Raw genomic sequence first — 26,214 nt, 5'->3', positions numbered from 1 at the left:
TAACACACGCGTAAATTTGTTTGCTCGGCCCAGGCACGTTGCTCAAGGTTTAATAGCCCCATGGCGAATTGGCTATGGGCTTCGGCTAAATCGCCCTGGCTATCGTGATAAATTTCAATTAACGCACGATCATCCGTAAGTACGTGCAATTGCTGCCACGACATCCACATATTTTTTAATAATTGGGGCGCATTGTCAGCCGGTGCGGTTATATCTTCAGGTGCATAACTTTCAGTACCAATAACGTTAGAAATAAGCACTGCGTGGTGCGCAGTTAACGCTCGCCCCGACTCCGAAATGATAGTTGGAAACGGCTGCTCGTACTGCTTACAAATATCACCTATGGTGTAGACAATATTGTTTGCATATTCAGCTAAGCTATAATTCATCGAGTTGTGCGACTGGCTGCGGGTACCGTCATAATCAATCGCTAAGCCACCACCCACATCAAGGCACTCGATTGCTGCACCTAATTTACGTAATTCACAATAAAAGCGGGCTGCTTCGCTTACACCTAAACGCACATCACGAATATTCGCCATTTGCGAGCCTAAGTGAAAATGTACCAGCTGCACTAAGTCAAGTTGATCGGTTTGCTTTAAGCGGTTTACAACATGTAACACTTGCGATGCCGATAAACCAAACTTAGACTTTTCACCACCACTTGCTTGCCACTTACCTTTACCTTGCGACGCTAAACGCACGCGAATACCAATGCGTGGTTTTACATTAAGCGCTTTTGCTTGGCTTAGCACCATGTCAAGCTCAGACAATTTTTCCAGCACTATGTATACTTTGTGGCCTAACTTTTCGCCTATTAATGCTAAACGCACGTATTCTTTATCTTTGTAACCGTTACATACAATCACGGCACTGGTTTTTTCGGCCAGCGCTAGTACGGTTAATAACTCTGGCTTGCTGCCCGCTTCTAAACCCAATTGCTTTTTTTCTACTTGCGCTTGGCTGGCAACAATTTCTTCAACCACTTCACGTTGTTGGTTTACTTTAATAGGGTAAACTAACAAGTAATCTTTTGGGTAGCCGTAATCTGCAATCGCGGTATTAAATGCCGCACATAAGCTGTGCACGCGATGATGTAATATCTGCGGAAAACGCACCAGCGCCGGTAAGCTCAAGCCTTTATCTTCAAGTTGCTTGGCAATCTCGGTCAGGGCAATAGTTTGCTCTGGCGCATCAGCTTTAGGGGCAACATAGACATCACCATTTTCATTAATACCAAAAAAACCTTGGCTCCAATGACGAACATTGTAGCTCGTGCGAGCTTGTTCTAGTGATGTTGTTTCTTTCATTTATCTTTCTCTTTTATTTAGGAATGCCGCATTGGCTAATTGCGCGCATTAAAAGGAAAATAGCGATTCAAGTCCAACAAGTATTTTTACTCGTAACGAGTAATTTTTAATGTTAAAAATTAACCAATATTGTTAGCCGTTCAAAATAGTCCAAGGTGATGGCTAACAATTAAATACGCGCTGTACGTGAGTACTACAATTTATACTGATTGGCGTTCTAGATGATGCAGTAATAATTAACAGCCTGCCTTTTAGAGTATAATCACACAGTAAACAACACCAAAAATAAAACCCTACTAAACAGTAAGTTAAATATTAAGCTCGTTAAATTGCGCTAATTGCAAAGGTAAATCTGTGGTTATTTCAGCGCTGATTTAAATCTTTCATTAAAGCGCTTGAGTAGGCTTGAAGTTATTAATTAAGCTGCTATATTGAAGCCATGAAAACACATATTTTTTTATTTAATTACATTATTTGTTTAGGGAGCTTCGCCCTAAAATTCCCCGCTTAAGCGGGCGCTACTCTGCGCCCAGCTGTTTCACCAGCTTATTACTACATTTTTAAATTAATTTTTAATTGAGGCCGTTTACACTGCGCTTTTGTCGAGTTATTAGCGTGCGGTTAATGATGGCTATATTTTACAACCCGCTCTTTCAAGCCTGGTTATTTAACAGCGTAACAATAATCGGCTGTCGTTTACCCAATGAATTGAAGAAACGAAGAGTTGTCATTATTTAATCTTATTAAAGGAGGTGAATAGCTGATTGATATTGTTTCTTAAACTTTAAATTAGAAGTAATTAATTTGTTATTTATTAATAGGTGATGATATGTCTAAGAATGAAATGAAAAAACCAGTGTTGTCGTTAAAAGAAAAACGTAAGTTAAAAAAAGCAGCTAATACCACCGAAGTTGCAAAACCAAGAAAGAAAAGAAAGGCGTAAGCACTAATCAGTGCTCATGGGTTAGGCACTGCTGGTATTAGCACAACGCTAACGGTAAATATATTTAGTGGCACAGTTAATGACCTACACGCTCATTAACCACGCTAAAAAGTGCAAAAAACAGGCTACTTACGCTCAAGTCAAGCATGGATCACTTGGCTTAGTGATAGAAGGAAGTGCGCCATATTGTACTTTAACGCTAATAATTTACCGTTAATTCAGGTATATAGTTAACAACCCTAGGAGGTGAATAGCCGATTGATATTGTTTAAACCGTTTTTGGTATCACTAAAAACAGCAGTCATTAATTTGTTATTTATTTAAAGGTGATGATATGTCTAAAAAAGCAATGAAAAAACCAGTGTTGTCGTTAAAAGAAAAACGAAAACTAAAAAAAGAAGCGAATACTACCGAAGTTGTAAAACCTAGAAAACGAAAAGCTAAGTAATCGCTGACCGGGCGCCAATCATTGGCGCCCTTTTTTCTGCCTGCTTAAAAGTCGAATCGGTAGCCAATTAACAATTTGTCGGTGGCGGCAAAAACCTGTTCAGCCTCATCGCCCCAAAGGCTATATTCAAGGTAAAAGCTTCCCGCTTTGTGGTTATAAATGGCATCGAGTATCACTTGATTTGTGTCTACGGTTAAACCACTCAGCGAATCCATCGCGACATCGGCATAGGTGGCTTGAAATTGCATGTTGCCAATTTTGTAGCCTGCATAGATTTCCCATACTTTTTCTTTGACTATTTCACCGTTGGGGTTTAGCCCTTGGTAAAAGCGCATGTCGCTGGAGCTTTGAAAGCGCGCAGCCAAACTTAATTGCTCATGGTTATATGCCACTTGCACTGCATCCACTTTATTCTCGCCAACCATGGCGGTTAAATCGTAACGTGAAGCCGATACAGTAATAGCACCTAGGGTATATTTGGCGGCTAAGTTATAGCCGACTAGGCTTTCTTGCTCATCACCGGCGGCATTCGCCTTTACATCGCCATTGTTAGTGACCAGCATCAGGGCCGCTTGAAAACCATTGATATCGGGTGTCATAAAAGTCACAGCACGATCGGGACGTAAATACTCGATATAATGCCCATTACCCGCCTCATCCACCGCCCATAAACCGTAACGGTGAGTATGACAAATCACCCCCGTTGGCTCATTAGTACAGCCAGCCGACTCATCTATATCCGCAAAAATATCAATGGCATTATCGGTAAAATTCCAATGCGGTGAGTATTGTTTACCTATTAATATAGAGCCGTACTCGGTTTCTAATCCTACGTTAGCAAGGCGCGCTCTATCATCGCTGCCGGCAAAAGAGCCATCATCAGTAAACAACCTAAATTCAACGTTATAGGTGGCTTTTACACCCTGCATAATCTCGCTACTGCCGTAAGCGCCTAAGCGAGAGTAATTATCTTTGTATTCAACTTTACCTTTATTGGTGTCTTGTAATTGTACCCGTATACTGCCATACCAATTAAATAACTCACTGTTTGCCTGCGCTATTTGTGGTGCTGCTAATGTGGCAATAACAGCAAGCCGCGTAATTAATTTCATAATGTAAATTCCCCAAAGTCTGAAGTGATTAAAAGCATGCAGCGCGTTTTTATTGAGTAGTCACGATACTCTGCGCTTATTGTTAAATATTTGTTATTTTATGCACGGTGATAATAGGAAGAGTTGCTTGGGGTGTGAAATCAGTTAACTTAATCGTCTAATAAGTAATTTTTAATGCCGCCATAACCTCCGCTAATAAATATTATAACCACTTGAATTTATTGTTAATTAAAAATTTTAACGGTCATATTTTGCCCTACTTTAATAACACAGCGCGGCAGTAATTATTATTATCTAATGATAAAAATTACTAATTCGACCAGAGGCTAAAAAGTAAAGATAATTCATCTACTTATGCCTATTTTCTGCGTTATTATGTTGAGCGATCCGATTCTATTAATACTGGCTTTATTCACGGTTACTTTAGCGGCTGCGTTACAAAAGTTACTAGGGTTTGGCCTAGGCATCATTGCCGCGCCCATATTAGTGCTCATAGAGCCGGCGTTTATCCCTGCCCCCATTTTATTGCTAGGGCTACTGCTCTCTTTGTTAACTGCACTGCAAAACCACCGCAATATAGCACTGGGCAGTATTCGTGTTGCCTTAAGCGGGCGCTTTATTGGCTCATTATTAGCGGTACTGTTATTGTTGCTGTTACCGCCAGTATTTTTTACCTTGCTATTTTCACTATTAATTATTGTATCCGTACTGTTAACCTATAGCCGTTGGCAAATTCGTTATTCTGCTCGAAACTTATTTATTGGTGGTTTTTTTTCGGGGTTGGCTGGCACGGCGACATCAATAGGCGGGCCGCCGATTGCCATGGTGTATCAAAATAGTAAGCTGTGTACGGTAAGAGCTGAATTAAGCTTATTCTTTTTGTGCTCTACAATAGTGTCGTTAATACTATTAATTATAACGGGCAACTTTAGCTATTATCAATTACAGTTAGCCTTGCCATTAATGCCTGCGGTGTTGCTGGGGTTTGTATTAACGGGTTGGTTAGAGCAATACTTTAAAGCCCATCACCTCAAACCCGCCACCGCATTGCTGTCGTTAACCGCCTGCTTATTGATCCTACTGCAAGTGGCTAACGACACCGTTTAACCGCTTTTACTATTGCTTATTGTCGGGCTCAAGCTCAGTACGCGGATCGAATTCAATCGCGGGCGAAATTGCCGGGCTGTGCATCACAAACACTTCTTGCTCATCGTTTGGTAGTGACTGACGTTTAGTCATGCGATAGATGACAAACAGCGCCAGTAAAAACTGCACTAAGGCCATAAAGTAAAACATTGCATTGACGCCAAACTGGCTCATCATTAATGAGGTGCTATAAGGCCCAATAATGCCCCCTAAAGCAAACGCTAAAATCATACTGCCCATGGCAGCTGCCATTTCAGTTTTTTTCAATCTGTCAAATGCCTCAGAGATACTCAGCGGGTAAGTACAGGCAATAATACCGCTGGTCAGGGCGGTAACTATAAACAATGCGGGGATCATGTTTAGTGATACAAACTGCACTACCGCAATATCGGCCAGTACCGAAATACACAGTAAAATAAGCAACACAGAGCGTCTATCGTAGCGATCTGAAAAATACCCTACCGGAAACTGCAGTAAAAATGCGCCAAAAATAGCGGCCCCCATATACAGCGACAGTTGAAACTCCACTATATTGTATTGCAAGGCAAATACCGGCAGTAAATTAAATATGGCAGAATAAATGAGTCCCGAAATAAAACAGGTCACCACGCCTAAGGGAGAAATACGGTATAAGGCAAATAGCGACATAGCCGCCACATCTTTTATCGCCGGCCCTGTATGGCGGCTAAATACCAACGGAATAACCGAGGCACACAATAGTATTCCTACCAGTACAAATAAAGTCGCTTGCTGGGGCTGCGCCAATCCCATAAAGAATTGCCCGCCAAATAAGCCACATAACACCACAGAGTTATAGACCGCGAGCATTTTACCGCGGTTTTTTTTAGTGGAGCTGTCACTTAACCAACTTTCCATTGCGGTAAACGCGCACGCATTACAAAAGCCAATTATAATGCGCATAATTGCCAGTAAAACAATGCTGGGGTAAATACTGTACAGCAGTACACTAATGGCGCCCAGTGCTACACAGCCAGCAAACATACGAATGTGGCCAACGCGGCGGATCAAGTAAATACTGTACAGCGCACCAATTAATAACCCCACAAAATATAACGACAACACCATACCAATGGTGTCAATACTGACACCGTCGAGCCCCATCCGCACCGGAAGTAATACGTTGAGTAAACCATTACCTAATAACAAAATAAAACAGCTAAAAAATAACGCCAGTAATGAAATATACGTTGCTCGCATGGCTTGTCCTTATTGAGTGACGCTATTTATGGGGTGAAACGTAAAAAGCCAGCGCAATGCTGGCTTAATATATATGCCTGATTGCAAACAATTAAGGCACAGCGGCATAGGCAACTATTTCACACAGCATTTCTTCACGTGCTAAGCCTGCTACTATCATAGCAGCTCGGTTTGGATAAGGCGCGCTAAAGTACTCTGCATACACCTTATTAAAAACAGCTAGTTGCGAGCGATCTGTTACATAAATAAGTACTTGGGTAACATCATCCATCGTCAGCTCTGCCGCTTCAATGGTGTGCTTAAAGTTTTCCATGGTTTGACGCGCTTGCGCTGCAATGCCTCCATCGACCACATTACCCTGTGCATCGATGGGAATTTGCGCAGTTGATAACGTGCCATTGGCAATAATTGCCCACTCTAATGGCGCTTTAGAGGCGAATAAATCAGTTTTTACAGGTGTTTTCATTTTAATTTTAAGTAATATTACTCATGGTTGGTTGTGTAGCCTATAACAGCCACTGTTTGGAACTGACGATCTGGGTATCTAATAACTAGCTAGCAGCGCAGTTTCGCGCGCTGCTAGGCATTAACGGTTACAGGCCTTGCTCATCGGCCATTTTTTTAGCTATTTGCGGGGCTGTCCACAGCGATGGCAGCAGCACCAAAGAGACTGGCACAGCGGTCACCACAATAAATGACTGTAGTGCTGAAATCCCCCCAGAGCCAATGGAAATTAAAATAGCAGCCATCACCCCCATCATAATGCCCCAAAATACGCGAATAGAGGTGTGTGGGTGATCGGTTCCGGTCATCACCATAGACACTGAATAGGTCATCGAGTCACCGGTGGTCGCAACAAAAATAGTGGTTAAAATTAAAAACAGTACCGAAATTACAAAGCCCATCGGTAATTGCTCGGTAATCGCTAACAAGGCAGCGGGTAAATTAAAGCCCGTAAACGGTGCTGAAATAACGCCTGGGTTTGCTAACTCAAAAAATATGCCTGAGCCACCTACTATGGTAAACCAAAAACAGGTTATAACTGGGGCAATCACTGAGATCAGGATGATCATTTCACGAATAGTGCGACCACGAGAAATGCGCGCCACAAACATCGCCATCAGTGGGCCATAACCTAAAAACCAGCCCCAAAAGAACACAGTCCACCAGTCTAACCATGCACTGTCGCCGCGAAATGTCGCCATTGGCACAAAATTATTAATATACAAACCGAACGAGTGGATGTAGCTATCAAAAATAAACGCGGTCGGCCCCATAACTAGAATAAACAGCATTAAGAGCACCGCTAATATCACATTAAAGCGACTCAATAATTGAATACCTTTAGTCACACCACTGACCGCAGAAACGGTATACAGTGCAATTAAGCTAAATAAAATAACTACTTGCGTTACATAGGTGTCAGGGATTGCAAATAATTTTTCCAGACCAAAACTGACTTGCAGGCCTAAAAAGCCAATTGGCCCGACTGTGCCGGCAACCACGGCCAGTACACAACACGAGTCAACAATGGCACCGAACGCGCCGGTCATGACTCGATCGCCAAACACTGGGTAAAGTAATGTACGGGGTTTGAGCGGCAAGCCTTTTTCATAATGCAAATGCATATACACGATGCCGGTTAGGCTGCCTAAAATAGCCCAAGCTAAAAACCCCCAATGCATAAAGCTTTGCGCTAAGGCATTATAAGCGGCGTCTTTAGTACCGGTTGCACCGCCAAAATACGGCGATGGTGAAATAAAGTGCGCCATCGGCTCAGCCGCTGCCCAAAATACGCCTCCACCAGCGAGCAAGGTGCACATTATGATAGAGATCCATTTAAAAGTAGAAATTTCAGGCACTGTTAAGCCACCCAAAACCACGCGTCCGGTACGCCCTAGCGCTAATATCAAACCAATAACAAAGGTCGACAACAACAGTATTTGCCAAAAGGCGCCAAAGGTTTTAGTGGCAAATGCAAATGCGCTGTTGATCCAATTCGACATTAAATCGATGTCGTAAAGTGCCAGCGCGGCAAACAACACCAACACCCCGCCACTGATCAATAGTACCGCTATATCTACCCCAGGCAGAATTTTATTACCGGGCAGTACACCCGTATCCTGTTTTATTGTTGTGCTGGTGGTATTCATTTCTCGTCTCCTGATGGATCTCTTTTAGTGATAATTTATTAGGGTCTTGTTTTTGATATCGCTCCTTATACCAAATTGGTTATACGTCTTGTGGCTTTAATCCTTGGTCGAGTAAGTTCAGCCAATTCAAGCCCATAATTTTTGCCACTTCGTCATCGTGAAACCCCCGCGCCTGAAGCCCCTGCGTAATATTGGGAAAATCGCTGCTATCTTTAAACCAAGATAGCGGCCTCGGCCAATCAGCATCAGACTTAGAGCCTTCGCCATAATCCATTTCTTTAGACCAACGACCATTACGCATCCATTCTAAAATGGAGGTGGGCTGGTCTTGGCATAAATCGGTACCAATACCAATGTGATCTACGCCCATTAAATCAGCCGTACGTGCCACCATGTCGCAAAAGTCGCTTAAGCTGCAGTCAGGGCCGTTTTTCAAATGAAACGGGTATAAGCTAAAACCTAATAAGCCACCCGACTCACCAAGCGCTTTAAGCACAGTGTCTGACTTGTTACGTTTCGCCGCATGAAAGCTGCTAGGGTTGGCATGGGAAATTACAATTGGTCGCTGTGAAATCTCAATGGCCTCTAAGGTACTGCGCTCAGCACTGTGGCTCATATCAACAATCATGCCCACACGGTTCATTTCTTGAATCACTTGGCGGCCAAAGCGAGTAACCCCACTATCAACGGCTTCATAGCAACCGCACGCTAATAAGCTTTGGTTGTTATAAGTTAATTGCATGATCATTAAATTTAATTCACGCATGATCTCCACCATGCCAATATCATCTTCAATGGTTGAACAATTTTGCGCCCCAAACATAATCCCCACCTTGCCTAACTGTTTAGCAAGGTGAATATCGTCGGCACTCTTCACCGGCATAATGAGGTCATTATGCATTTCAAACAGGCGGTTCCATTGGGCGATACGTAATAATGTTTCACGGATTTGTTCATGGTAAACGATGGTTACATGCACCATAGTTACGCCACCACTTTTAAGCTGTTCAAAAATAGTCCTATTCCAGTTGGAGTACTGCAGACCATCGATGACAATAAGTTTGTTATGCATAATGACTCCTTAAATTATGAACGGATGTAAGTCGTTTTAACTATGGTGTAAAACTCTTTCGCGTACGTGCCTTGCTCGCGCGCACCAAAGCTTGACTCCTTACGGCCACCAAACGGAACATGATAGTCGGTGCCTGCGGTGGGTAAGTTAACCATTACACACCCGGTTTGAGCACGACGTTTAAAGTCGTTAGCGTATTTAAGTGATTGAGTACAAATACCGCCCGTTAAGCCATAGTTAGTGTCGTTGAGTGTGGCTAATGCTTGTTCGTAATCTTTTACTTTGATCACACAGGCAATCGGCGCAAATGCTTCTTCGCGGTTGATGGTCATATCATTGGTGGTATTAATAAATAGCGCAGGTTTTAGGTAATAACCTTCGGTTTCTTCGGTGATCACCTCGCCACCAATGGCAAGCGTAGCGCCTTCGTCTTTTGCGATTTGTAAATACTTTAAGTTTTGCTCCATTTGACGGCCATCGGCAACCGCACCAATATGCACGCCTTCACGCAGTGGATGACCCACCACCAGCTGCTCCATGCGTTTTATTACCGCATCAACAAAGCGATCATGAATTCCTTCGGTCACAATTAAGCGTGAAGACGCCGTGCATTTTTGCCCGGTACCAAAAAAAGCCCCGCCCACGGCACATTCAACAGCGTTATCTAAGTCGGCATCGTCAAGCACGATTAAGGCATTTTTACTGCCCATTTCAAGCTGACATTTCACTAAATTCGCCGCCGTTGCTACCGCCACTTTACGCCCAGTTTCCAGTGAGCCGGTAAAGGTCAGAGCGTTAATTTTTTTAGAGTTAATCAGTAGGTCACCGACTTCAGCACCCGGCCCCATTACAAGGTTAAAGGTGCCCGCTGGTAACCCTTGACGAGAAATAATCTCAGTTAATGCCCAGGCACTGGCCGGTACTTGATTAGCAGGTTTAAAAACAATGGCGTTACCAAATGCCAATGCTGGGGCAATTTTCCATGCGCCGGTCGCCGTTGGAAAGTTCCACGGCGTGATAATGCCCACCACACCCACTGGCTCTCTGCGGGTTTCAATTTCAACCCCAGGGCGCACAGAATCAGCCGTTTCGCCCATTTGGCGTAAGACTTCTGCTGCGTAATAATGAAAAAACTGCCCTGAGCGGTACGTTTCACCCACGCCTTCTGCCAATGTTTTCCCTTCTTCACGGGCCAGTAACTTGCCTAACTCGTCTTTACGGGCAATCAGTTCATCACCAATCGCCATTAACACGCGGTAACGCTCTTCAAGGCCACTTTTTTGCCATTCAAGTTGCCCCGCCACAGCAGCGTCAATCGCCGCTTCGGTTTGTGCTTTATCTGCTTGGGCGTAATGTCCTATGGTATCGCTTAAATCGGCTGGGCTAATATTTTCGATTGCACTTGTACCGTCTACCCATTGGCCTGCGATGTAATTTTGAAACACTGAATTTGATGACATAAATACCTCCATTAAATAATTGGATTCAGTATAAGAACCATGCTCTAATAACTAAAATTAATAATTAATATACTTTGATAAGGAAAACTTATCGTGCTACCTGAATTTAAAATTACCCAGCTGCGACATTTCGTCTGGGTGGCTGAATTAAAAGGCTTTCATTACGCTGCGCAAAAAGCATGTCGGACACAACCGGCCATCTCTTTATCCATAAGAGACCTTGAAAATAAATTAGGAGCCGACGTTTTTGAAAAACGCAGTACCAAAAGTACCCTCACTGAGCTTACCCCGTTTGGCAGAAGCTTTTTACCCAAAGCAAAAGAATTACTCGCCCACCACGATAGTATTTCGCAAGACATGGTACTAATGCGACAACATAAAACAGGTCATTTACGGCTGGCGTCGGTGCCATCGGTGGGATGTAGAATACTGCCCAACTTACTGGCGAAGTTTGTTGCCGACTTACCTGATCTACATATTAGTATTTACGACGACAACTCAGATACGGTATTAAAAAAAGTAGAAAAACAACAAGTTGATTTAGGTATTGCCAGTCTTAGCGCCGAGCACGAACACGACAACGTGATGTTTACACCCATTTGGCAAGATGAGATTGGCGTGGTGTGCCACAAAGACAATGCGCTGGCAACAGCCACAGAGCTGCATTGGCATCAGCTGAAGCAGCAACGCTTTATTAGTAACGGTACTACACGGTTACTGAAAAAAACCGCCGCCGAGCCATTGCTCGCCAACTCACAGTTTTATATTTCTAATATGCTCTCGCTCATTGCGATGTTAGAAACAAACATAGGTATTACCACGTTGCCGCGTTTTGCCTTTCCACAGCATAATACTACCTTGTGTTTTATTCCGCTGAAAACACCCCATGTGGTACGGGAAGTTGGCTTAGTACAACTAAAAAATAAATCGCTTGCCCCTGCAGCCCAGGCGTTAACTGACTACATTTTAAAACACGGCGCAGCACAGCAGTAACTGTGGCAACAGCAAAATAGCAGCGCTTACTCTCACCTCCAGCTGTATGTAGGGGGTGAGCAACCACACATTCCCTCCTTTGAAATTAGCACTATAATTTTACATCGCTAACAATTTTAATATATAAAGACGGCAATCAACGTATAGAAACAGCCGCAATGATAAGTTTTACTTATCGATAGATAGAGTTTTTTGACTTGTACTTATGCAAGCGATAAGTCAAAAATAGCGCCACCTGTAAAATTGCACCACGAAGAGTACCAACTATTGCTCATTGCTGCCCGACTCGCGCTTGCCCACAGTCGGCACTTTGTGTCGTTAGTCACACGTACTCAAATGGTATAATAAGAGAGCATTACCATGACTAAACATGCCGATATTCACGCTTCACTTTGGGGCGATAACGCACTGCCACTTCGCCCAGCCAGTCAAGTGATGAAACTAGAAAGGTTAGGCTCTTTGCACCAAAGTCGGCTTAGCTTTATGCGTACCTTAGTACGGCGAATTTTTCGTGAGCGCTGGAAAATAGAACTGGCCACATTTGACTTAAACGAGCAAGGGCTTGGTAGAGTGGTTTACGAAATACACGCCCCTAATGGTGTGTTTAGCTTTGTACTCTTTTCTGAGTTATTGCTTCCAGAAGAGCGAAACGACCGCGTCATAGCCACCAAGTGGGATTTGAGCATGGCACTGGTTGAAGGCACAGTCACCCCCGAATACGTATCCCAGTTATATCAAAACGTACCAAAACAAGAAGCTGGCCGCGTTGACTCGCGCGTATTTGTATTATCGCGTGCTAATCGCAGTGCCCGTAACTTTAACTATGTTGTTGAGCAACTGGCGAACGGGCAACAACCCGAGGTCGCAAAAATTGCCGAAGTTGGCTATCTATACCGCACCACGGCGGTGTATGGCAGTGGTAAATTAGGTATGGCCGATTGGGAAAAAGTAAAACAAAAGTACCCGGATTTTGCCCGCCCCTTTGCCAGTGAAATGTTTGTCTGTTTTATGCTACGCAATTTTAGTTTGTTGCAAGTGGAGCATATTGCCCGGCACCGCAATCCGGCTACGTTTACGGCTATGCGCCATGACATTAAACGTTATTTTGGTATTGGTAACTCCACCGGATTAGGCATGGCGCCATATTTGGTAAACCACCCACTGCTGATAAACCAATGGATATCAATGCGCGAATTGGCACTTGCTCGAGTCAGAGCCTTAGGTGCGATTAACAAATATACTCAGCCGCAAGTACACGAGTTAATCACCCGTGCAGTGCAGTATGTGCGCGAAACCATTACCGAAGACGAGCGACAAACCGCACAAAATAAAGTGGTGGTTGCCGATATGGAAAAACTGCAAACGCAGGTAAGCAATGACTTTAGTAGTTGGGATGCCCTGATTGCCTACAGTGAGCAGCATTGCTCGTTACAAGGGCAAGAGATGCTCGTGTCTATTATGCTGGAGCTGTACCCTGAGCTGGTGGACGAATTAGAAGATTATCATTGCGCAGATGACTTTTTAGACTTAGATCCGCTGATGCCGCTTAACGAATTAAAACAATTAATTGAACAGCAATACGATTGGGCACTCGCAATCGATTTTAGCGCAGCCGGAGCGCGGGAAACGTATTGGTATCGCTCTGAAGAGAAAATGGAACCGCGGCTGGGCAGTATCGCCGATGTAGAGGGCAAAAAGAAAGCCATGGCATTGGCAGTGGCCTTTGCGGTCAGTCGCTGTCACAGCATATTGTGTGAATATATGCTCACGCAACCCGATCATATTACTGCGCGCTTTATGGTGGCCCACCCTAAACTGCGCGGTATTGTGCGCCGCATTCAGAGCATGAGCCGCTGTAAGTATGGCGATATTCAAGCTAATTTACTCGACAAAAACGTATTGCCGATCCATTTATTACGCTGCAAACTGGCTTTTTTTGGTGTCAGTAAGTTTGATCCACGTTCACGGTTATGGGTAAGAAATACCATGTTTCAAGGTGCCCCGTTACTGGAGGATATTGGCAAACCGTTTAATGATGACTGGTTTATGCCACTCACGCCAAAACAATAAGGAGTACACTGTGAATATTTCTATGAATGAATTTAAAGCAGCGCTGCGTCGTTGCTTTGAAGCCAGTGGTTACTTTGTTGGTAACCATGAAGATGCCGCCAATATGGTGCTCTGGCTGGAAAAGCATGGTTTGAATGGGTTAAAAGAGCTGAAACACGCGCTGCCGTATATTTGTGACGACGCAGATAAACCACTGAGTAATGTGGTGTATGAAGACAGCACCTCGGCAATTATTGATGCGCACAATCGCAGCGCGCTTAATTGTATTGCCGCCGCCGTTGATCTGGCCCATGCTAAAGCGCTGGAAACCGGTATTGCCACCGTGACGGTGCATAACTGTCATAATCGTATGTTTGTGTTAAAAGCCTTAACCGATCGCGGACGCCGTGGTATCAGCGCGGCGGCGTACTGGAAAAATGGCAGTGATGTGGTTACCGAGCATACTGCCGCTATTTTGTCTGGCCGTCGCTACCCAAGCTACAGCTGTGCGGTGACTAACCTCACCACCACAGACGAAGACAAACAAGCACTGACCATTATTTGTAGCTCCAGGGTTGATTTAACCACCTCACTGCAAAGTGATGATAGCCACACCATTAGTGCTGAAAAAATTGAGCGCAACAAAAATCATTCAGTTGAAAATGGCATCGAAATCGATGACGCAATTTGGCAAAAAATAAATCACTTAGGGGCAGGTGTGTTGGTAGAAAATACCGAGCGTTCGCGGCTCGATGCCGGCGGGCGCTAGCTGTTAAATAAGCTTGATTGCCCAGCTCGGCAATCAAGCTTTATTTCATTATAAAGGCGATAAATTATAAACCTTGTTCATCGGCCATTTTTTTCGCCATTTTAGGCGCCGTCCATAATGACGGTAATAAAATTAACGACACTGGCACCGCGGTCACCACAATAAACGATTGCAATGCGCTGATACCGCCTGAGCCAATGGAAATTAAAATTGCCGCCATAATGCCCATCATAATACCCCAAAACACTCTAATGGGCGTTTGTGGGTGATCGGTGCCAGTCATGACCATAGACACTGAATAAGTCATTGAATCACCGGTGGTGGCAACAAAAATAGTGGTTAAAATTAAAAACAGCACCGAAATCACAAAGCCCATCGGTAGTTGCTCGGTAATGGCAAGTAATGCCGCAGGTAAATCGAAACCGGTAAAGGGTTCTGAGATCACCCCAGGATTTGCCAATTCAAAAAATATTCCTGAGCCACCTACAATAGTAAACCAAAAACAGGTGATCACTGGCGCAATAATTGAGATCAGCATAATCATTTCACGAATGGTGCGGCCACGGGAAATACGCGCCACAAACATCGCCATCAGTGGCCCATAGCCTAAAAACCAGCCCCAGAAAAATACCGTCCACCAATCTAACCATGCGGTGTCACCGCGAAAAGTCGCCATGGGAATAAAGTTATCTAAATACAGTCCAAACGAATGAATGTAACTATCAATAATAAACGCGCTGGGCCCCATCACTAGAATAAACAGCATTAACGCCACAGCAAGGATCACGTTAAAGCGACTGAGCATTTGTATGCCCTTGGTTACACCACTCACTGCAGAGAGCGTGTAAAGCACAATTAAGCTAAATAGAATAACCACTTGAGTAGTATAGGTGTCAGGTATCGCAAAGAGTTTTTCCAGACCAAAACTCACTTGTAGGCCTAAAAAGCCGATAGGCCCTACCGTGCCTGCAACCACAGCAATAACGCAGCATGAATCGACAATAGCGCCAAATGCGCCTTTCATCACACGATCGCCAAACACTGGGTATAACAAGGTGCGCGGTTTAAGTGGTAGGCCTTTTTCGTAGTGTAAGTGCATATACACTATGCCGGTTAGGCTGCCTAAGATAGCCCAAGCTAAAAAGCCCCAATGCATAAAGCTTTGTGCCAGCGCATTATACGCCGCTTCTGTGGTGCCGGTTTCACCACCAAAGTGCGGTGGCGGTGACACAAAGTGCGCCATTGGCTCAGCCCCTGCCCAAAATACACCGCCTCCCGCCAGCAGTGTACACATAATAATAGAGATCCACTTGAAGGTGGTTATTTCTGGGGTTTTTATGCCGCCTAACACCACTCTTCCGGTGCGGCCTATGGCTAAATAGATACCAATAACAAACGTGAGTAGCAGCAGGATTTGCCAAAAGGCACCGAAAGTTTTGGTCGAAAATGCAAAGGCGGTGTCAATCCAGCCTGACATGAGATCAATGTCATACAGTGCCAGCGCTGCAAACAGCACTAAAATACCACCACTAATTAAAAATACCGGTATATCAACTCCAGCTAACCCTTTGATAGCCGAGCCTGAAGGGGGCTCATGTTGCTGTTGTTTTGTTGCTTCAGTGCTGCTCATTAACGTCTCCTAATGGATTTTAGTTATCGACATAGCGACATACCATAACACCCACTCTAAGTACGAAATTCCACAATGATGCGCTGCGAATTAAAACCATTAACCCACTGTTGATAATGCTTAATTTCGAGTTCAGAAAATGCCATAACAAATATCTTAACTGCCAATTTTTTTAATATTTTACCCTGTTCACTTCGCTAAACCAACGGTACTCTAATGATTTATTGTTAGATTACACAATGGCAAAACTATATTTACACGGGACTTAACTGGTAAACAAATATAAAACATGACCTAGCTGAAATCAACTTCACCTTATAAACCAATAGCTTTACACGCATGATGTGCAGGCGAATTGGTTAATTATGACAAAACACACAGTGCAACCTGAGTGTAAGTCAGCAATTAAATTTAATATGTACTGATAATAGTTATAGTGATTTTCAGTAGATACCGCGTTAAATACACTGCGTGCTGCACTTTGCTAAGTAAGTTAAGCGTAGTAGATTATTGTTGTGCCACCACAACAACAGTAACAAATACAACAAAGCGCTTTGCTATTTAAACCAGTACTTGACGTGTATTGGCGATGAACTGATGGACTGCACGCTCAATGTTTGCAGCAACCGGTTGCTTGGGGCGGCGATCGTTAGGGCACGGCATGCGTGGTGTGGTGCCAAACAAACGGCAAATCAACGGCCGTTCGTCATACACAGTGCAGCCATTTGGGCCTAAATGCACACAGTTAAACTCATTTAACGCGGCTTCATGCTCGGCGGCTGTTTTTCTTGGTAAGCGCGACATTTCTTCTGACGAAGTGGTAACCGGTCCACAGCAGTCATGGCAGCCTTTTACGCATTCAAAGCTGGGAATATTGGCGCGTAAGTGCAAAATTATTTCTTGGTTCTTGTGCATTTTATCTAACATTAATAACCCTCATCCCTTAGTAAATGATTCATAATCACAGCCACATAGCCAGTAAAGCAAAGCCGCAATTAACTATGTTACGCGTTTGCTCTGATGATAAGCAAGTATAGTTAGCATTTAATCACCCCATAGCACCTGTTAAAGCTCGCTTTGATTAATTTCACTTAGCGGCAGTGCGTTATCAGTGGCGCGACTGCTTAACGTATGTTTCACTGCTTTTAGGTAACTTAGTGATTAAAACACTTTGTTACTTAAAAACACTGTTCAAAATGGCTCAGCTATTTATACTAACGTCAGTTGTAAATCGTTTTTGAGGTGTCTGTGCAGATCATCCACGGTATGGAATATTTTTTTTCTGGGTTTAAATTAATTAGCCAAAAAGGCTTAAAGCGGTTTGTGTTTATTCCGCTACTGATAAATATTGTCCTTTTTGGGAGTTCATTGTGGTTTTTATTTGGCTGGTTGAATGACAGCTTTAGCTACATTAGCACTATGCTACCCGAGTGGTTGAGCTGGTTAGAGTGGTTAATGTGGCCGATAGCGCTGTTTATCGTGTTATTTAGCTACAGTATGTTATTTACCGTGATCACCAATTTTATTGCCGCGCCGTTTAATGGCGTATTGAGCGAAAAAGTCGAGCTGCATTTAACTGGGCAAAAAATTAATGATGATGGCCTAGCCGAGTTATTCAAAGATGTACCGCGCATGCTGGGCCGTGAATGGACCAAACTTTGTTATTATTTACCCCGCGCCATTGGTTTTTTTATTTTGCTGTGGGTATTACCGGTGATTGGGCAGGTATTGTGGGTGTTGTTTTCGTGCTGGATGTTTACCGTGCAATACCAAGATTACGCCTTTGATAATCACAAAATCAGCTTTAAACAAATGAAACATGACCTACAAAGTAAGCAAGGGTTATCTTACGGCTTTGGCTTTGCAGTTATGTTGCTTTCAGCGATCCCATTTATAAATCTAATTGTCATGCCGGTGGCAGTGTGTGGAGCAACTCGATTATGGGTGGATAACTTTCGCAGCCAATACCGTAATCAATAACACCTCAAAAAAATGGGCCATCAGGCCCATTTTATATCATCATTAACTGTATAAACTCTGTGGTACTTTGGTGACATTTAAGTGCACCGTCACTTCTTCGCGGTCATGGTACAAATGCTTTGCTTGGAGTTCATAACTGATGCCGTATTTATCGAGCTCAGCTCTGATCATAGTTAAACATTCATACACACTGTCAAAGCGTTTTTTCATTGGCAGTTTTAAATTGAAGATCAGCTCTTTAGCATAGGCATTAACCGCCCAATCAATCATTAAGTTAGTCACTTTCGTCGGTTTTTCTACCATGTCACAAACCAACCAAGTAATGTTGCGCTTCTCTGGGCGGTATTTAAAACCATCGGCTCTAAAGTGCTTAACTTGCCCTGTTTCCATTAAATCGCTGTTCATAGGGCCGTTGTCTATGGCGCTGACAAACATACCACGACGAACGAGTTGGTAGGTCCAGCCACCGGGGCAGGCACCTAAATCAACGCCACGCATCCCCGCTTGTACTCGCGACTCACGTTGTTGCTCAGGAATAAATACGTTAAACGCTTCATCGAGTTTTAATGTAGAGCGGCTCGGTGCATCGCTGGGCATACGTAAACGTAAAATACCCATAAAAAACGGCGAATTATTATAGCTGTACGAATACCCTACATAAGCGCTGTTATTAGCTAAAAATAACACATGCATGACCGGGCGATTTGCTTTAGGCTCGCGCAGCACAATATTACGTTTTTCCAGCGCCTTTTTCAGTGGCGTGGATATTTTTTTACAAAAGGTTAATAGCTCTTTGCCTTCGTTAGTGTCGGGGGTTTCTACACGCAGCTCTGAGCACAAGGTAAAGTCTTTCGCAGCGTCAACAACGGCGCCTACTCTATCTTCTACCGGCATATTTTCGATTAACGATCCGGCAAACCATTGGCGGGCAAACACCATATTTTTAAAATCAACTTTTTTGATTATTTCGTCGCTATGCTGGGCGTCAAAACATTCATAAATAACATAACCGGTATTTGGTTTTGCTTTAACATACCCGGCAAACCCTTGCTCAGCTGCATGAAACGTAATTTCAGCAGCAGCATCATTTTCAAAACCACTGCGACAGTAAATCACCACACTTGACATAAAAACCCTTAAATTCTTTAAAACTTAAACCGTGCAACTTGCACCAAAATAATTATCCAACCAATAATAAAGCATAGTCCACCCAACGGAGTGATGGGCCCAAGCCATTTCATGCCAGTGACTGCCAGTAAATACAAACTGCCACTAAACAGCACGGTGCCTAGAATAAAAAAGCCCCCTGCCCACGTGAGGTTTAGCCCCCACTTCATTAACACTGCTACGGCTAACAAGGCTAAGCCATGCACCATTTGATACTCAGCGGCCGTGTTAAACACCCCGAGAGAGTAATCGCTCAATCGGCTTTTTAAACCGTGCGCGGCAAACGCACCTAACACCACCGACAACATACAAAACACGCTACCCGCCATTAAAAATAGTTTGATCATCGCTTATCCTAATTAATTTTCAGTGGTTGATTTATTTACAATCGCTTGTATAAAACGACTGGCACTGAGCGCTGCCGCGGCACGATTTTGCGCCTCGGTAATGCCACTTTTTTTGCGTGGTTTTAACGAGTGGTCGCCATCGGGAAGCCAGCTGTACTGGGGCTGTTTCGGCATTGCCATAGTGGCTAACTCTTCGCGCGTACCAAAGCTGTCGCGCTCACCTTGTAATACTAAAAACGGACACGGGATATCGGCAAAATGATCGGTACGCAATTTTTCTGGTTTGCCTGGCGGGTGAAACGGGTAGCCAAAAGCCAACACCGCTAAAATAGGCTGCTCACTGGTGCACGCTAACATTGAGGCCATGCGCCCGCCCATCGACTTGCCGCCAATAAATAACGGTAACGCGGGTTGCGCCTGACTAATTACCTGTTCGTAATAAGCCAATAATTTAGGCGCCCGCTCAGGGGGCCTACGCTTATTGGTTTGTTTCGCTATTTGCATGTATTCAAAGTCAAATAATCCTACATCTATGCCCTGCTCGCTAATCAACTGTGCCATGTTTTGCATAAATTCAGACTCACTACCCGCGCCTGCGCCATGGGCAAAAATAAACTGTGCCAGCGCCGGTTGCTGGCGACTTTTGATCCACTGTATCGCCATATTAATAATCTTGCTCTTGTTCTTGCTCTACTAAACTGAGCATCCATTCTTTAAAGGAAACAATTTTACCCAGCTCGGTTTGTGATTCGCGCAGCACTAAGTAATACGCATTTTTACTTTCTAGGCTGTGGCTAAACGGAATAACTAAGCGTCCTGCGTCGATGTCGGGCTTAGCTAATACGCTATTACCAATGGCAACGCCTTGGCCATGCACTGCCGCTTGTAACACCATCGATGAGTGGCTAAATATCGGGCCTTGATTTACTTGTACATTACGCACCCCTGCGGTTTTCATCCACGTTTTCCAGTTTTTACGCGTGGTGTCGTGCAGTAATGTATGCTGCGCTAAATCACTGGGTTGATTAAGCGGCCGTGGCCCATTTAATAGCAATGGGCTACACAAAGGCACTAAATATTCGGTATGTAGTTTATACGCTTGGACGCCACTCCAATGGCCGCGGCCATAATATATCGCCACATCCACATCGTCGCTTAACGAGTTTTCATCTTGATCTTGCGCCTTAATGCGCACATCAATGTCGGGGTGTAATTCGTTAAATAAACTCAAGCGCGGCACTAACCATTGGATCGCAAAGCTTGGTGTTAAACTCACCGTTAACGACCCCTTTGCCCCGCGTGCTAATAATTTTTCGGTGGCATCGATTAGTTGCGTGAATACTTCTTTTATATCAAGAAAATACCCTTGGCCTTCTTCGGTAAGCAGCAGCGAGCGATTTTTACGAATAAATAACTTTAGCCCTAAGTGATCTTCTAATGTTTTTATTTGATGGCTAACAGCAGCTTGCGTTACATACAACTCTTCTGCGGCCTTAGTAAAGCTTAAGTGGCGTGCGGCGGCTTCAAACGCTTTAAGCGCGTTTAATGGGGGTACTCGTCTTGACATGATAACCACGCTTGGAATTAGTTTTTCTTATGCGCTGAGATTATATATTCCATGCATAAAAAAAGCGACTGAAGTCGCTTTTTTAACGTATCAGCTTCTATTTAAGCTGCTTAATTATAAGTCGCTGGCGCTGGTATCAAGTGGCGCAAAGCTTTTTACTAAATCGTCTACCGCTTTCATTTGCGCTAAGTAACCTTCTAACTTGCTGAGCGCTAACGCACAAGGGCCGTCACATTTAGCTTCGTTAGGGTTAGGGTGCGCTTCAATGAATAACCCTGCAATGCCTAATGCCATACCGCTGCGAGCCAGCTCTGCCGCTTGTGCGCGACGGCCATCGGCTGAATCGGCGCGGCCACCCGGGCGCTGCAGTGCATGCGTGGCATCAAAAATAACCGGCGCCATCGCTTTCATGTCGTCCATGCCAAGCATGTCTACCACTAGGTTGTTATAACCAAAGCTTGAACCACGTTCGCACAATGCCACATTGTTATTTCCCGCATCGGTAAACTTAGTAATAATATGGCGCATTTCATGGGGTGCTAAAAATTGTGGTTTTTTCACATTAATAATCGCACCGGTTTTTGCCATCGCCACTACCAAGTCGGTTTGGCGAGCTAAAAATGCCGGTAACTGAATGACATCGACCACTTCTGCCACCGGCGCGGCTTGATGCGGTTCGTGTACATCCGTAATTAATGGAATATTAAAGGTGTTTTTGATCTCTTCAAATATCTTTAAGCCTTCTTCCATGCCGGGGCCACGGTAAGAGTTGATTGATGAGCGGTTTGCTTTATCAAACGAGGCTTTAAATACATAAGGAATATTTAGTTTTGTCGTCACTTCCACGTAGTGCTCTGCAATACGCATGGCTAAGTCGCGCGATTCCAGTACGTTCATACCACCAAACAGCACAAACGGTTTGTTGTTTGCCAGTTCAATGTTGTTAATATTAATAATTTGGTTATTCATTTTAAATTCCTTATGGTGCAACTGCTTGCATCATTAATCCACAAATATAAGCCATATAAGTACCTACACCGTAACCCAATACCGCTAATAATACCCCCACCGGTGCCAACGACGGATGAAATGCAGCCGCCACCACAGGTGCAGATGCCGCACCACCTACGTTAGCTTGTGAGCCTACAGCCATATAAAACAATGGCGCTTTAATCAATTTTGCCACAATTAGCATTAAACTTGCGTGGGTGATCATCCAAATAGCACCAACCACAAAATACATTGGCGAGTCAAAAATGGCGGTTATATTCATATGTAAACCAATCGACGCCACCAAAATATATAAGAAACTAGATGCTACTTTTGAGGCGCCAAATGCTTCTATGTGACGTACTTTGGTAAACGATAAGCTAATACCGATAGTGGTTGAAATGACGATCAGCCAGAAAAATTTACTATTTAAACTGTACTCTTGTGCCCATGGGAAGTTAGCGCCAAAGTAAGGGCCTAAAAAGTCTGCGCAAAAGTGGGCTAAACCGGTAATACCAAAAGCGATGGCAATAATCATCATGTAATCGTTCAGTGTAGGCATGCGGGCATGCTCTGCGTGGTACTTTTCAACCCGCTGCTTAAGATCTTCTATCGCACTGGTGTCGGCACCGGTTTTAGCATCAATGGCTTTATGGTTGGCAGCCATCAGTAATAACACTGCCATCCATAAGTTAGCAACGATGACATCCACCGTAACCATGGCCGAAAAAATATCGCCCCCCACTTCAAACATCTCTTTCATTGAGGCTTGATTCGCCCCCCCGCCAATCCAACTCCCTGCTATGGTGGTCATACCGCGCCATACTGCATCGGGGCCATGGCCACCGACAGCTTCGGGGTACACCGCACTCATAATCAGTATCGCTAATGGGCCGCCAATCACAATACCTGTGGTGCCAGTTAAAAACATGATTAACGCTTTCGGGCCTAAATTTAAAATTGCCTTTAAATCAATACTTATGGTTAGCAATATTAAACACGCGGGCAGTAAATAGCGCGAGGCCACGTAATACACATTTGAGCCACTGCCATCAACAATACCAAATGTATTTAATAACGAGGGTAAAAAATAGCACAGTAGCAGCGCAGGTACATATTTATAAAACGCTTTTAATGTGCGGTTTTGACTGTGTGAGGTTTTAAAAATAAACCCTAAAATAACAGCGAGTAACCCCAGTACCACGGCATCATTGGTAATTAAAGCAGTTTGGCTTGCGACCATAGTTGTTCCTATTATTAATGGTGAGTTTTATTATTATTGTCTTCTAATTCTTCTATTTGATGCTGAATAATCTCAATAGCAGGATCGTCTGGGCACTCATCAACAAAAAACTGTAGATCATCGCGGGCCATTTTCGGACAACCTAACTGATTAAGTAAATAGCCTCTGTCGCGACGTTCATAGGGGTCGTCGCCGCCTAACAGTGCCAACAGCATTTCGACGCAGTGTAACGCATGACCAAATTTATTTTCACTAATAAACGACCACTTTTGCTGCGCTAAAAATAATTTATACACTTCTTCATCAAAAATAAGCTCAAGCGGCTCTTGCTCTTGGGCATTTTCTTCATCCACGTTTTCCGGCACGATATACCAACTTTGTTGGCCACTGGTGGGCTCAATGGTATAGCCTTCTTCTTCGCTCATTGCGACATGTACGCCAATCTCGCCTTGGGTAATACTAACACTGGCATCTAGTTTGGCGTGCTGTAAAAAGTGGCATAGTAAAATAGCCAATGTTGTGGGGGAGCCACTGCGCATCGTTAAGGTATAGCTTAAACAGTTTAACTTATACTCTGGTACTTTTAAGCCTGACGCACTAAATAGCCACTCACTATAAAAGCGGTCTAATAGTGTATCTAAACGTGCGTGATCATCGCTAACTTGCTGGCATAAATCATCTATTTGCTGCTCAAAGCTGGCTAGCGCTTGGTAACTTGGCGTTAAATCTATTTGAGGGTCCCATTGAGATTCCGCTTTAATACAACGATAAATAGCCGCTGGCATAAACTCGTCGTACACTTCATCAAAATAAGAGTCATCGTGTTCATTAAACCCGAGGGTGGTCATTCATACTACAACATTCTAGAAAACGAACACGTAGTTTACCTACTTTTTAAGCTAGATACCAATATAGCAAGGGGAGAATGCGAAGTAATCGATAGAAAGGCTTGAGCTTAATGCAAAAGCATCAAGCTCAAATAACACTGCGGGTTATAACAGCAGGGCTGACTTTGCGGTTGCTAAGTAACCTATGGCTAATATAACCACGGTATTAAGCACTGTTAGTGCAATTTTTGCCACCGTGTTAGTTTGCTTAGCGCTGATAATACCCACAGCAATATAAATAACCACCAGCACTATTTTTTCCAGTAACCAGCTTTGCTCAAACGGGTTAATTTTAGCCACCGCCATTAATACAATAGCCGACACCAGTAGCAAGGTATCGATACTGTGGCTGCCAATAAATAGTAATTTATTTTTAGCTAACTTGCCGCTACCGATGCGCGAAAATGAACGCACATAAAATAAAATAATACTCAACATCGCAATCGCCATATGTGAGTGTTTTATTGCCAAATAATCCATAATTTTTATACTTCTATTAGTTAAATGATGTTATTTATCAGCTCGTAATAAGTTATAACAGGGGTTCTGTACTCACTATTTACGGCCATTGCGCTAAGGTTACGCGGTCGTTATTCGCTAAGTCTTGCACTGTGCTTATGTTTACAAACTGCATTTGCTTAAAAAACTGGCGAACGGCTGCACCTTGTGCAAAACCATGTTCGATTAAAAGGTAACCTTTCGGCTGTAAATAGTCACGTGATTGCGTAATTATTTGTTTAATATCAGCCATGCCATCATCCTCTGCAACCAAAGCAGACAGCGGTTCAAAACGCACATCGCCTTGCTTTAGGTGAATATCAGTTGGCTCGATATACGGTGGATTAGTTACAATTAAATCAAACGTTTCGCCGCTAAGTGCGCTAAACCAATTACTTTGTTTAACTTGCACGTTATTAATCGCTAAGCGCTGCTGATTGCGAGTAGCCAAGGCAACTGCGTCTTTGACGCGATCAACCGCAGTGATCTGCCAGTTGGGCATTTCGCTGCCCAGTGCTAACGCAATAGCCCCGGTGCCGGTGCCTAAATCGAGCACTTTGGCGGTGTCGGGCACCGGCATTTGCAGCGCTTGTTCAACCAAGGTTTCGGTGTCGGGGCGCGGAATGAGCGTAGTGGCGTTGACCTCAAGCGACAAACTCCAAAACTCACGCTGCCCGGTGATATGAGCGACGGGCTCGCCTTGTAAACGGCGTTGGCAATGCTGCTCAAATTGCTGTTGTTGTTCGAGGCTAAGTGCTTGTTCTGGCCAAGTAAATAAATAACTGTGTGGTTTTTGCAGAATGTTCAGTAGTAAAACTTGGGCGTCTAATTTAGCGCTATCGCTGCTAGCGGCTAATAATTTAGCGCCAGCAGCAATGGCTTGTTCGAGGGTGTGGGTCACGGTAATTACTCGTCGCCCATCGCAGCGAGTAAATCAGCCTGATACTCTTGCATTAATGGCTCAATAATACAGCCTAAATCACCAGCCACCACTTCGTTTAAGCGGTACAGGGTTAAGTTAATGCGGTGATCGGTAATGCGCCCTTGCGGGTAGTTGTAGGTACGAATACGCTCAGAGCGGTCGCCACTGCCGACTAAATTACGACGCTCAGACGCTTCTGCTGCATGGCGTTTTTCGTCTTCAGCTTGTTGCAAGCGCGCGGCAAGTACCGACATCGCTTTAGCACGGTTTTTATGTTGCGAACGCTGATCTTGACACTCAACAACCACCC

General features: G+C 44.0%; 24 protein-coding genes. 5 read left to right on the top strand and 19 right to left on the bottom strand.

What is annotated here, in order from left to right; genetic code table 11:
• Both speA and ABYB02_RS05140 read right to left on the bottom strand, forming a co-directional pair.
• On the bottom strand, positions 1 to 1,310 hold a 1,310-nt coding region (gene speA, locus ABYB02_RS05145; protein ID WP_372761385.1), incomplete at its 3' end, for a biosynthetic arginine decarboxylase.
• A gap of 1,435 nt (positions 1,311 to 2,745) precedes the next feature.
• The gene (locus ABYB02_RS05140; RefSeq protein ID WP_372761384.1) at positions 2,746 to 3,813 is read right to left on the bottom strand and encodes a porin; all 1,068 of its coding nucleotides are present in this window, start codon (positions 3,811 to 3,813) and stop codon (positions 2,746 to 2,748) included.
• 375 nt (positions 3,814 to 4,188) lie between these two features.
• On the opposite strand from ABYB02_RS05140, the gene ABYB02_RS05135 reads away from it, so the two are divergent.
• Positions 4,189 to 4,920 carry a sulfite exporter TauE/SafE family protein gene (locus ABYB02_RS05135; RefSeq protein WP_372761383.1) on the top strand — a complete coding sequence of 244 codons (732 nt, stop codon included), beginning with the start codon at positions 4,189 to 4,191 and terminating at the stop codon, positions 4,918 to 4,920.
• Between the two features lie 9 nt (positions 4,921 to 4,929).
• Here ABYB02_RS05135 and ABYB02_RS05130 read toward each other — a convergent pair whose 3' ends face one another.
• The 5 genes from ABYB02_RS05130 to ABYB02_RS05110 all read right to left on the bottom strand — a co-directional run bounded on the left by ABYB02_RS05130 (position 4,930) and on the right by ABYB02_RS05110 (position 10,862).
• Positions 4,930 to 6,177, bottom strand: coding sequence for an MFS transporter (locus tag ABYB02_RS05130; RefSeq protein ID WP_372761382.1), 1,248 nt, complete (start codon positions 6,175 to 6,177; stop codon positions 4,930 to 4,932).
• Positions 6,178 to 6,268: 91 nt separating this feature from the next.
• Positions 6,269 to 6,643 (bottom strand): RidA family protein, encoded by a 375-nt coding sequence (locus tag ABYB02_RS05125; protein ID WP_372761381.1) that lies wholly within the window; start codon positions 6,641 to 6,643, stop codon positions 6,269 to 6,271.
• Between the two features lie 127 nt (positions 6,644 to 6,770).
• The gene (locus tag ABYB02_RS05120) at positions 6,771 to 8,330 is read right to left on the bottom strand and encodes a BCCT family transporter (protein ID WP_372761380.1); all 1,560 of its coding nucleotides are present in this window, start codon (positions 8,328 to 8,330) and stop codon (positions 6,771 to 6,773) included.
• A 79-nt stretch (positions 8,331 to 8,409) separates the two neighbouring features.
• The gene (locus ABYB02_RS05115; protein ID WP_372761379.1) at positions 8,410 to 9,402 is read right to left on the bottom strand and encodes a dipeptidase; all 993 of its coding nucleotides are present in this window, start codon (positions 9,400 to 9,402) and stop codon (positions 8,410 to 8,412) included.
• Between the two features lie 14 nt (positions 9,403 to 9,416).
• Positions 9,417 to 10,862: an aldehyde dehydrogenase family protein gene (locus ABYB02_RS05110; protein ID WP_372761378.1), complete on the bottom strand. Its 1,446-nt coding sequence runs from the start codon at positions 10,860 to 10,862 to the stop codon at positions 9,417 to 9,419.
• A 93-nt stretch (positions 10,863 to 10,955) separates the two neighbouring features.
• On the opposite strand from ABYB02_RS05110, the gene ABYB02_RS05105 reads away from it, so the two are divergent.
• The 3 genes from ABYB02_RS05105 (at position 10,956) to ABYB02_RS05095 (ending at position 14,673) form a co-directional block, all read left to right on the top strand.
• Positions 10,956 to 11,855, top strand: coding sequence for a LysR substrate-binding domain-containing protein (locus ABYB02_RS05105; RefSeq protein ID WP_372761377.1), 900 nt, complete (start codon positions 10,956 to 10,958; stop codon positions 11,853 to 11,855).
• Positions 11,856 to 12,215: 360 nt separating this feature from the next.
• Entirely contained in the window at positions 12,216 to 13,925 is a 1,710-nt protein-coding gene (locus ABYB02_RS05100) for a hypothetical protein (protein ID WP_372761376.1), read from the top strand.
• A 10-nt stretch (positions 13,926 to 13,935) separates the two neighbouring features.
• Positions 13,936 to 14,673: a DUF3726 domain-containing protein gene (locus tag ABYB02_RS05095; RefSeq protein WP_372761375.1), complete on the top strand. Its 738-nt coding sequence runs from the start codon at positions 13,936 to 13,938 to the stop codon at positions 14,671 to 14,673.
• Between the two features lie 64 nt (positions 14,674 to 14,737).
• Here ABYB02_RS05095 and ABYB02_RS05090 read toward each other — a convergent pair whose 3' ends face one another.
• Both ABYB02_RS05090 and ABYB02_RS05085 read right to left on the bottom strand, forming a co-directional pair.
• Positions 14,738 to 16,303, bottom strand: coding sequence for a BCCT family transporter (locus ABYB02_RS05090; protein ID WP_372761374.1), 1,566 nt, complete (start codon positions 16,301 to 16,303; stop codon positions 14,738 to 14,740).
• A 561-nt stretch (positions 16,304 to 16,864) separates the two neighbouring features.
• A complete protein-coding gene (locus tag ABYB02_RS05085; RefSeq protein ID WP_372761387.1) occupies positions 16,865 to 17,218 on the bottom strand; it encodes a YkgJ family cysteine cluster protein in 354 nt (117 codons plus the stop codon).
• Between the two features lie 351 nt (positions 17,219 to 17,569).
• Between ABYB02_RS05085 and cysZ the strand changes: the two genes are divergently transcribed.
• Positions 17,570 to 18,283, top strand: a complete 714-nt coding sequence (cysZ, locus tag ABYB02_RS05080) for a sulfate transporter CysZ (protein ID WP_372761386.1) — start codon at positions 17,570 to 17,572, stop codon at positions 18,281 to 18,283.
• Between the two features lie 42 nt (positions 18,284 to 18,325).
• Here the strand turns inward: cysZ and rlmM are convergent, their stop codons facing one another.
• From rlmM to ABYB02_RS05030, 10 genes are all read right to left on the bottom strand, one after another.
• A complete protein-coding gene (gene rlmM / locus ABYB02_RS05075; protein ID WP_372761373.1) occupies positions 18,326 to 19,411 on the bottom strand; it encodes a 23S rRNA (cytidine(2498)-2'-O)-methyltransferase RlmM in 1,086 nt (361 codons plus the stop codon).
• A 17-nt stretch (positions 19,412 to 19,428) separates the two neighbouring features.
• Positions 19,429 to 19,797: a DUF423 domain-containing protein gene (locus tag ABYB02_RS05070; protein ID WP_372761372.1), complete on the bottom strand. Its 369-nt coding sequence runs from the start codon at positions 19,795 to 19,797 to the stop codon at positions 19,429 to 19,431.
• Between the two features lie 12 nt (positions 19,798 to 19,809).
• Positions 19,810 to 20,460, bottom strand: a complete 651-nt coding sequence (locus tag ABYB02_RS05065; RefSeq protein ID WP_372761371.1) for an alpha/beta family hydrolase — start codon at positions 20,458 to 20,460, stop codon at positions 19,810 to 19,812.
• Position 20,461: 1 nt separating this feature from the next.
• Positions 20,462 to 21,364, bottom strand: coding sequence for a transcriptional regulator GcvA (locus ABYB02_RS05060; protein WP_372761370.1), 903 nt, complete (start codon positions 21,362 to 21,364; stop codon positions 20,462 to 20,464).
• Between the two features lie 114 nt (positions 21,365 to 21,478).
• A complete protein-coding gene (gene kdsA / locus ABYB02_RS05055; protein WP_372761369.1) occupies positions 21,479 to 22,333 on the bottom strand; it encodes a 3-deoxy-8-phosphooctulonate synthase in 855 nt (284 codons plus the stop codon).
• 10 nt (positions 22,334 to 22,343) lie between these two features.
• The gene (locus ABYB02_RS05050) at positions 22,344 to 23,597 is read right to left on the bottom strand and encodes a DUF819 domain-containing protein (protein ID WP_372761368.1); all 1,254 of its coding nucleotides are present in this window, start codon (positions 23,595 to 23,597) and stop codon (positions 22,344 to 22,346) included.
• A gap of 14 nt (positions 23,598 to 23,611) precedes the next feature.
• Positions 23,612 to 24,445 carry a tetratricopeptide repeat protein gene (locus tag ABYB02_RS05045; protein WP_372761367.1) on the bottom strand — a complete coding sequence of 278 codons (834 nt, stop codon included), beginning with the start codon at positions 24,443 to 24,445 and terminating at the stop codon, positions 23,612 to 23,614.
• A 144-nt stretch (positions 24,446 to 24,589) separates the two neighbouring features.
• A complete protein-coding gene (locus ABYB02_RS05040) occupies positions 24,590 to 24,964 on the bottom strand; it encodes a SirB2 family protein (RefSeq protein ID WP_372761366.1) in 375 nt (124 codons plus the stop codon).
• A 79-nt stretch (positions 24,965 to 25,043) separates the two neighbouring features.
• Positions 25,044 to 25,883 (bottom strand): peptide chain release factor N(5)-glutamine methyltransferase, encoded by an 840-nt coding sequence (gene prmC, locus ABYB02_RS05035; protein WP_372761365.1) that lies wholly within the window; start codon positions 25,881 to 25,883, stop codon positions 25,044 to 25,046.
• Between the two features lie 5 nt (positions 25,884 to 25,888).
• Positions 25,889 to 26,214, bottom strand: a 326-nt coding sequence (locus ABYB02_RS05030; protein WP_372761364.1) for a peptide chain release factor-like protein, incomplete at its 5' end; no start/stop codon positions are given.

This window comes from Pseudoalteromonas sp., assembly GCF_041613455.1.
Classification (GTDB): Bacteria; Pseudomonadota; Gammaproteobacteria; order Enterobacterales; family Alteromonadaceae; genus Pseudoalteromonas.
The sequence above is the reverse complement of the archived record's forward strand: the minus strand, read 5'-3'. Positions and strand labels throughout refer to the sequence as shown.

What these genes read in the sequence shown, in the direction of transcription:
- rlmM (WP_372761373.1), bottom strand. Translation starts at nt 19,411, where the DNA reads ATGTCAAGTGTGGTGATTTACTGTCGCAGTGGTTTTGAAAATGATGCT.
- ABYB02_RS05085 (WP_372761387.1), bottom strand. Translation starts at nt 17,218, where the DNA reads ATGCACAAGAACCAAGAAATAATTTTGCACTTACGCGCCAATATTCCC.
- ABYB02_RS05050 (WP_372761368.1), bottom strand. Translation starts at nt 23,597, where the DNA reads ATGGTCGCAAGCCAAACTGCTTTAATTACCAATGATGCCGTGGTACTG.
- ABYB02_RS05135 (WP_372761383.1), top strand. Translation starts at nt 4,189, where the DNA reads ATGTTGAGCGATCCGATTCTATTAATACTGGCTTTATTCACGGTTACT.
- ABYB02_RS05100 (WP_372761376.1), top strand. Translation starts at nt 12,216, where the DNA reads ATGACTAAACATGCCGATATTCACGCTTCACTTTGGGGCGATAACGCA.
- ABYB02_RS05140 (WP_372761384.1), bottom strand. Translation starts at nt 3,813, where the DNA reads ATGAAATTAATTACGCGGCTTGCTGTTATTGCCACATTAGCAGCACCA.
- ABYB02_RS05115 (WP_372761379.1), bottom strand. Translation starts at nt 9,402, where the DNA reads ATGCATAACAAACTTATTGTCATCGATGGTCTGCAGTACTCCAACTGG.
- ABYB02_RS05110 (WP_372761378.1), bottom strand. Translation starts at nt 10,862, where the DNA reads ATGTCATCAAATTCAGTGTTTCAAAATTACATCGCAGGCCAATGGGTA.
- ABYB02_RS05120 (WP_372761380.1), bottom strand. Translation starts at nt 8,330, where the DNA reads ATGAATACCACCAGCACAACAATAAAACAGGATACGGGTGTACTGCCC.
- ABYB02_RS05060 (WP_372761370.1), bottom strand. Translation starts at nt 21,364, where the DNA reads ATGTCAAGACGAGTACCCCCATTAAACGCGCTTAAAGCGTTTGAAGCC.
- cysZ (WP_372761386.1), top strand. Translation starts at nt 17,570, where the DNA reads ATGGAATATTTTTTTTCTGGGTTTAAATTAATTAGCCAAAAAGGCTTA.
- kdsA (WP_372761369.1), bottom strand. Translation starts at nt 22,333, where the DNA reads ATGAATAACCAAATTATTAATATTAACAACATTGAACTGGCAAACAAC.
- ABYB02_RS05125 (WP_372761381.1), bottom strand. Translation starts at nt 6,643, where the DNA reads ATGAAAACACCTGTAAAAACTGATTTATTCGCCTCTAAAGCGCCATTA.
- ABYB02_RS05065 (WP_372761371.1), bottom strand. Translation starts at nt 20,460, where the DNA reads ATGGCGATACAGTGGATCAAAAGTCGCCAGCAACCGGCGCTGGCACAG.
- ABYB02_RS05070 (WP_372761372.1), bottom strand. Translation starts at nt 19,797, where the DNA reads ATGATCAAACTATTTTTAATGGCGGGTAGCGTGTTTTGTATGTTGTCG.
- ABYB02_RS05130 (WP_372761382.1), bottom strand. Translation starts at nt 6,177, where the DNA reads ATGCGAGCAACGTATATTTCATTACTGGCGTTATTTTTTAGCTGTTTT.
- ABYB02_RS05090 (WP_372761374.1), bottom strand. Translation starts at nt 16,303, where the DNA reads ATGAGCAGCACTGAAGCAACAAAACAACAGCAACATGAGCCCCCTTCA.
- ABYB02_RS05040 (WP_372761366.1), bottom strand. Translation starts at nt 24,964, where the DNA reads ATGGATTATTTGGCAATAAAACACTCACATATGGCGATTGCGATGTTG.
- ABYB02_RS05045 (WP_372761367.1), bottom strand. Translation starts at nt 24,445, where the DNA reads ATGACCACCCTCGGGTTTAATGAACACGATGACTCTTATTTTGATGAA.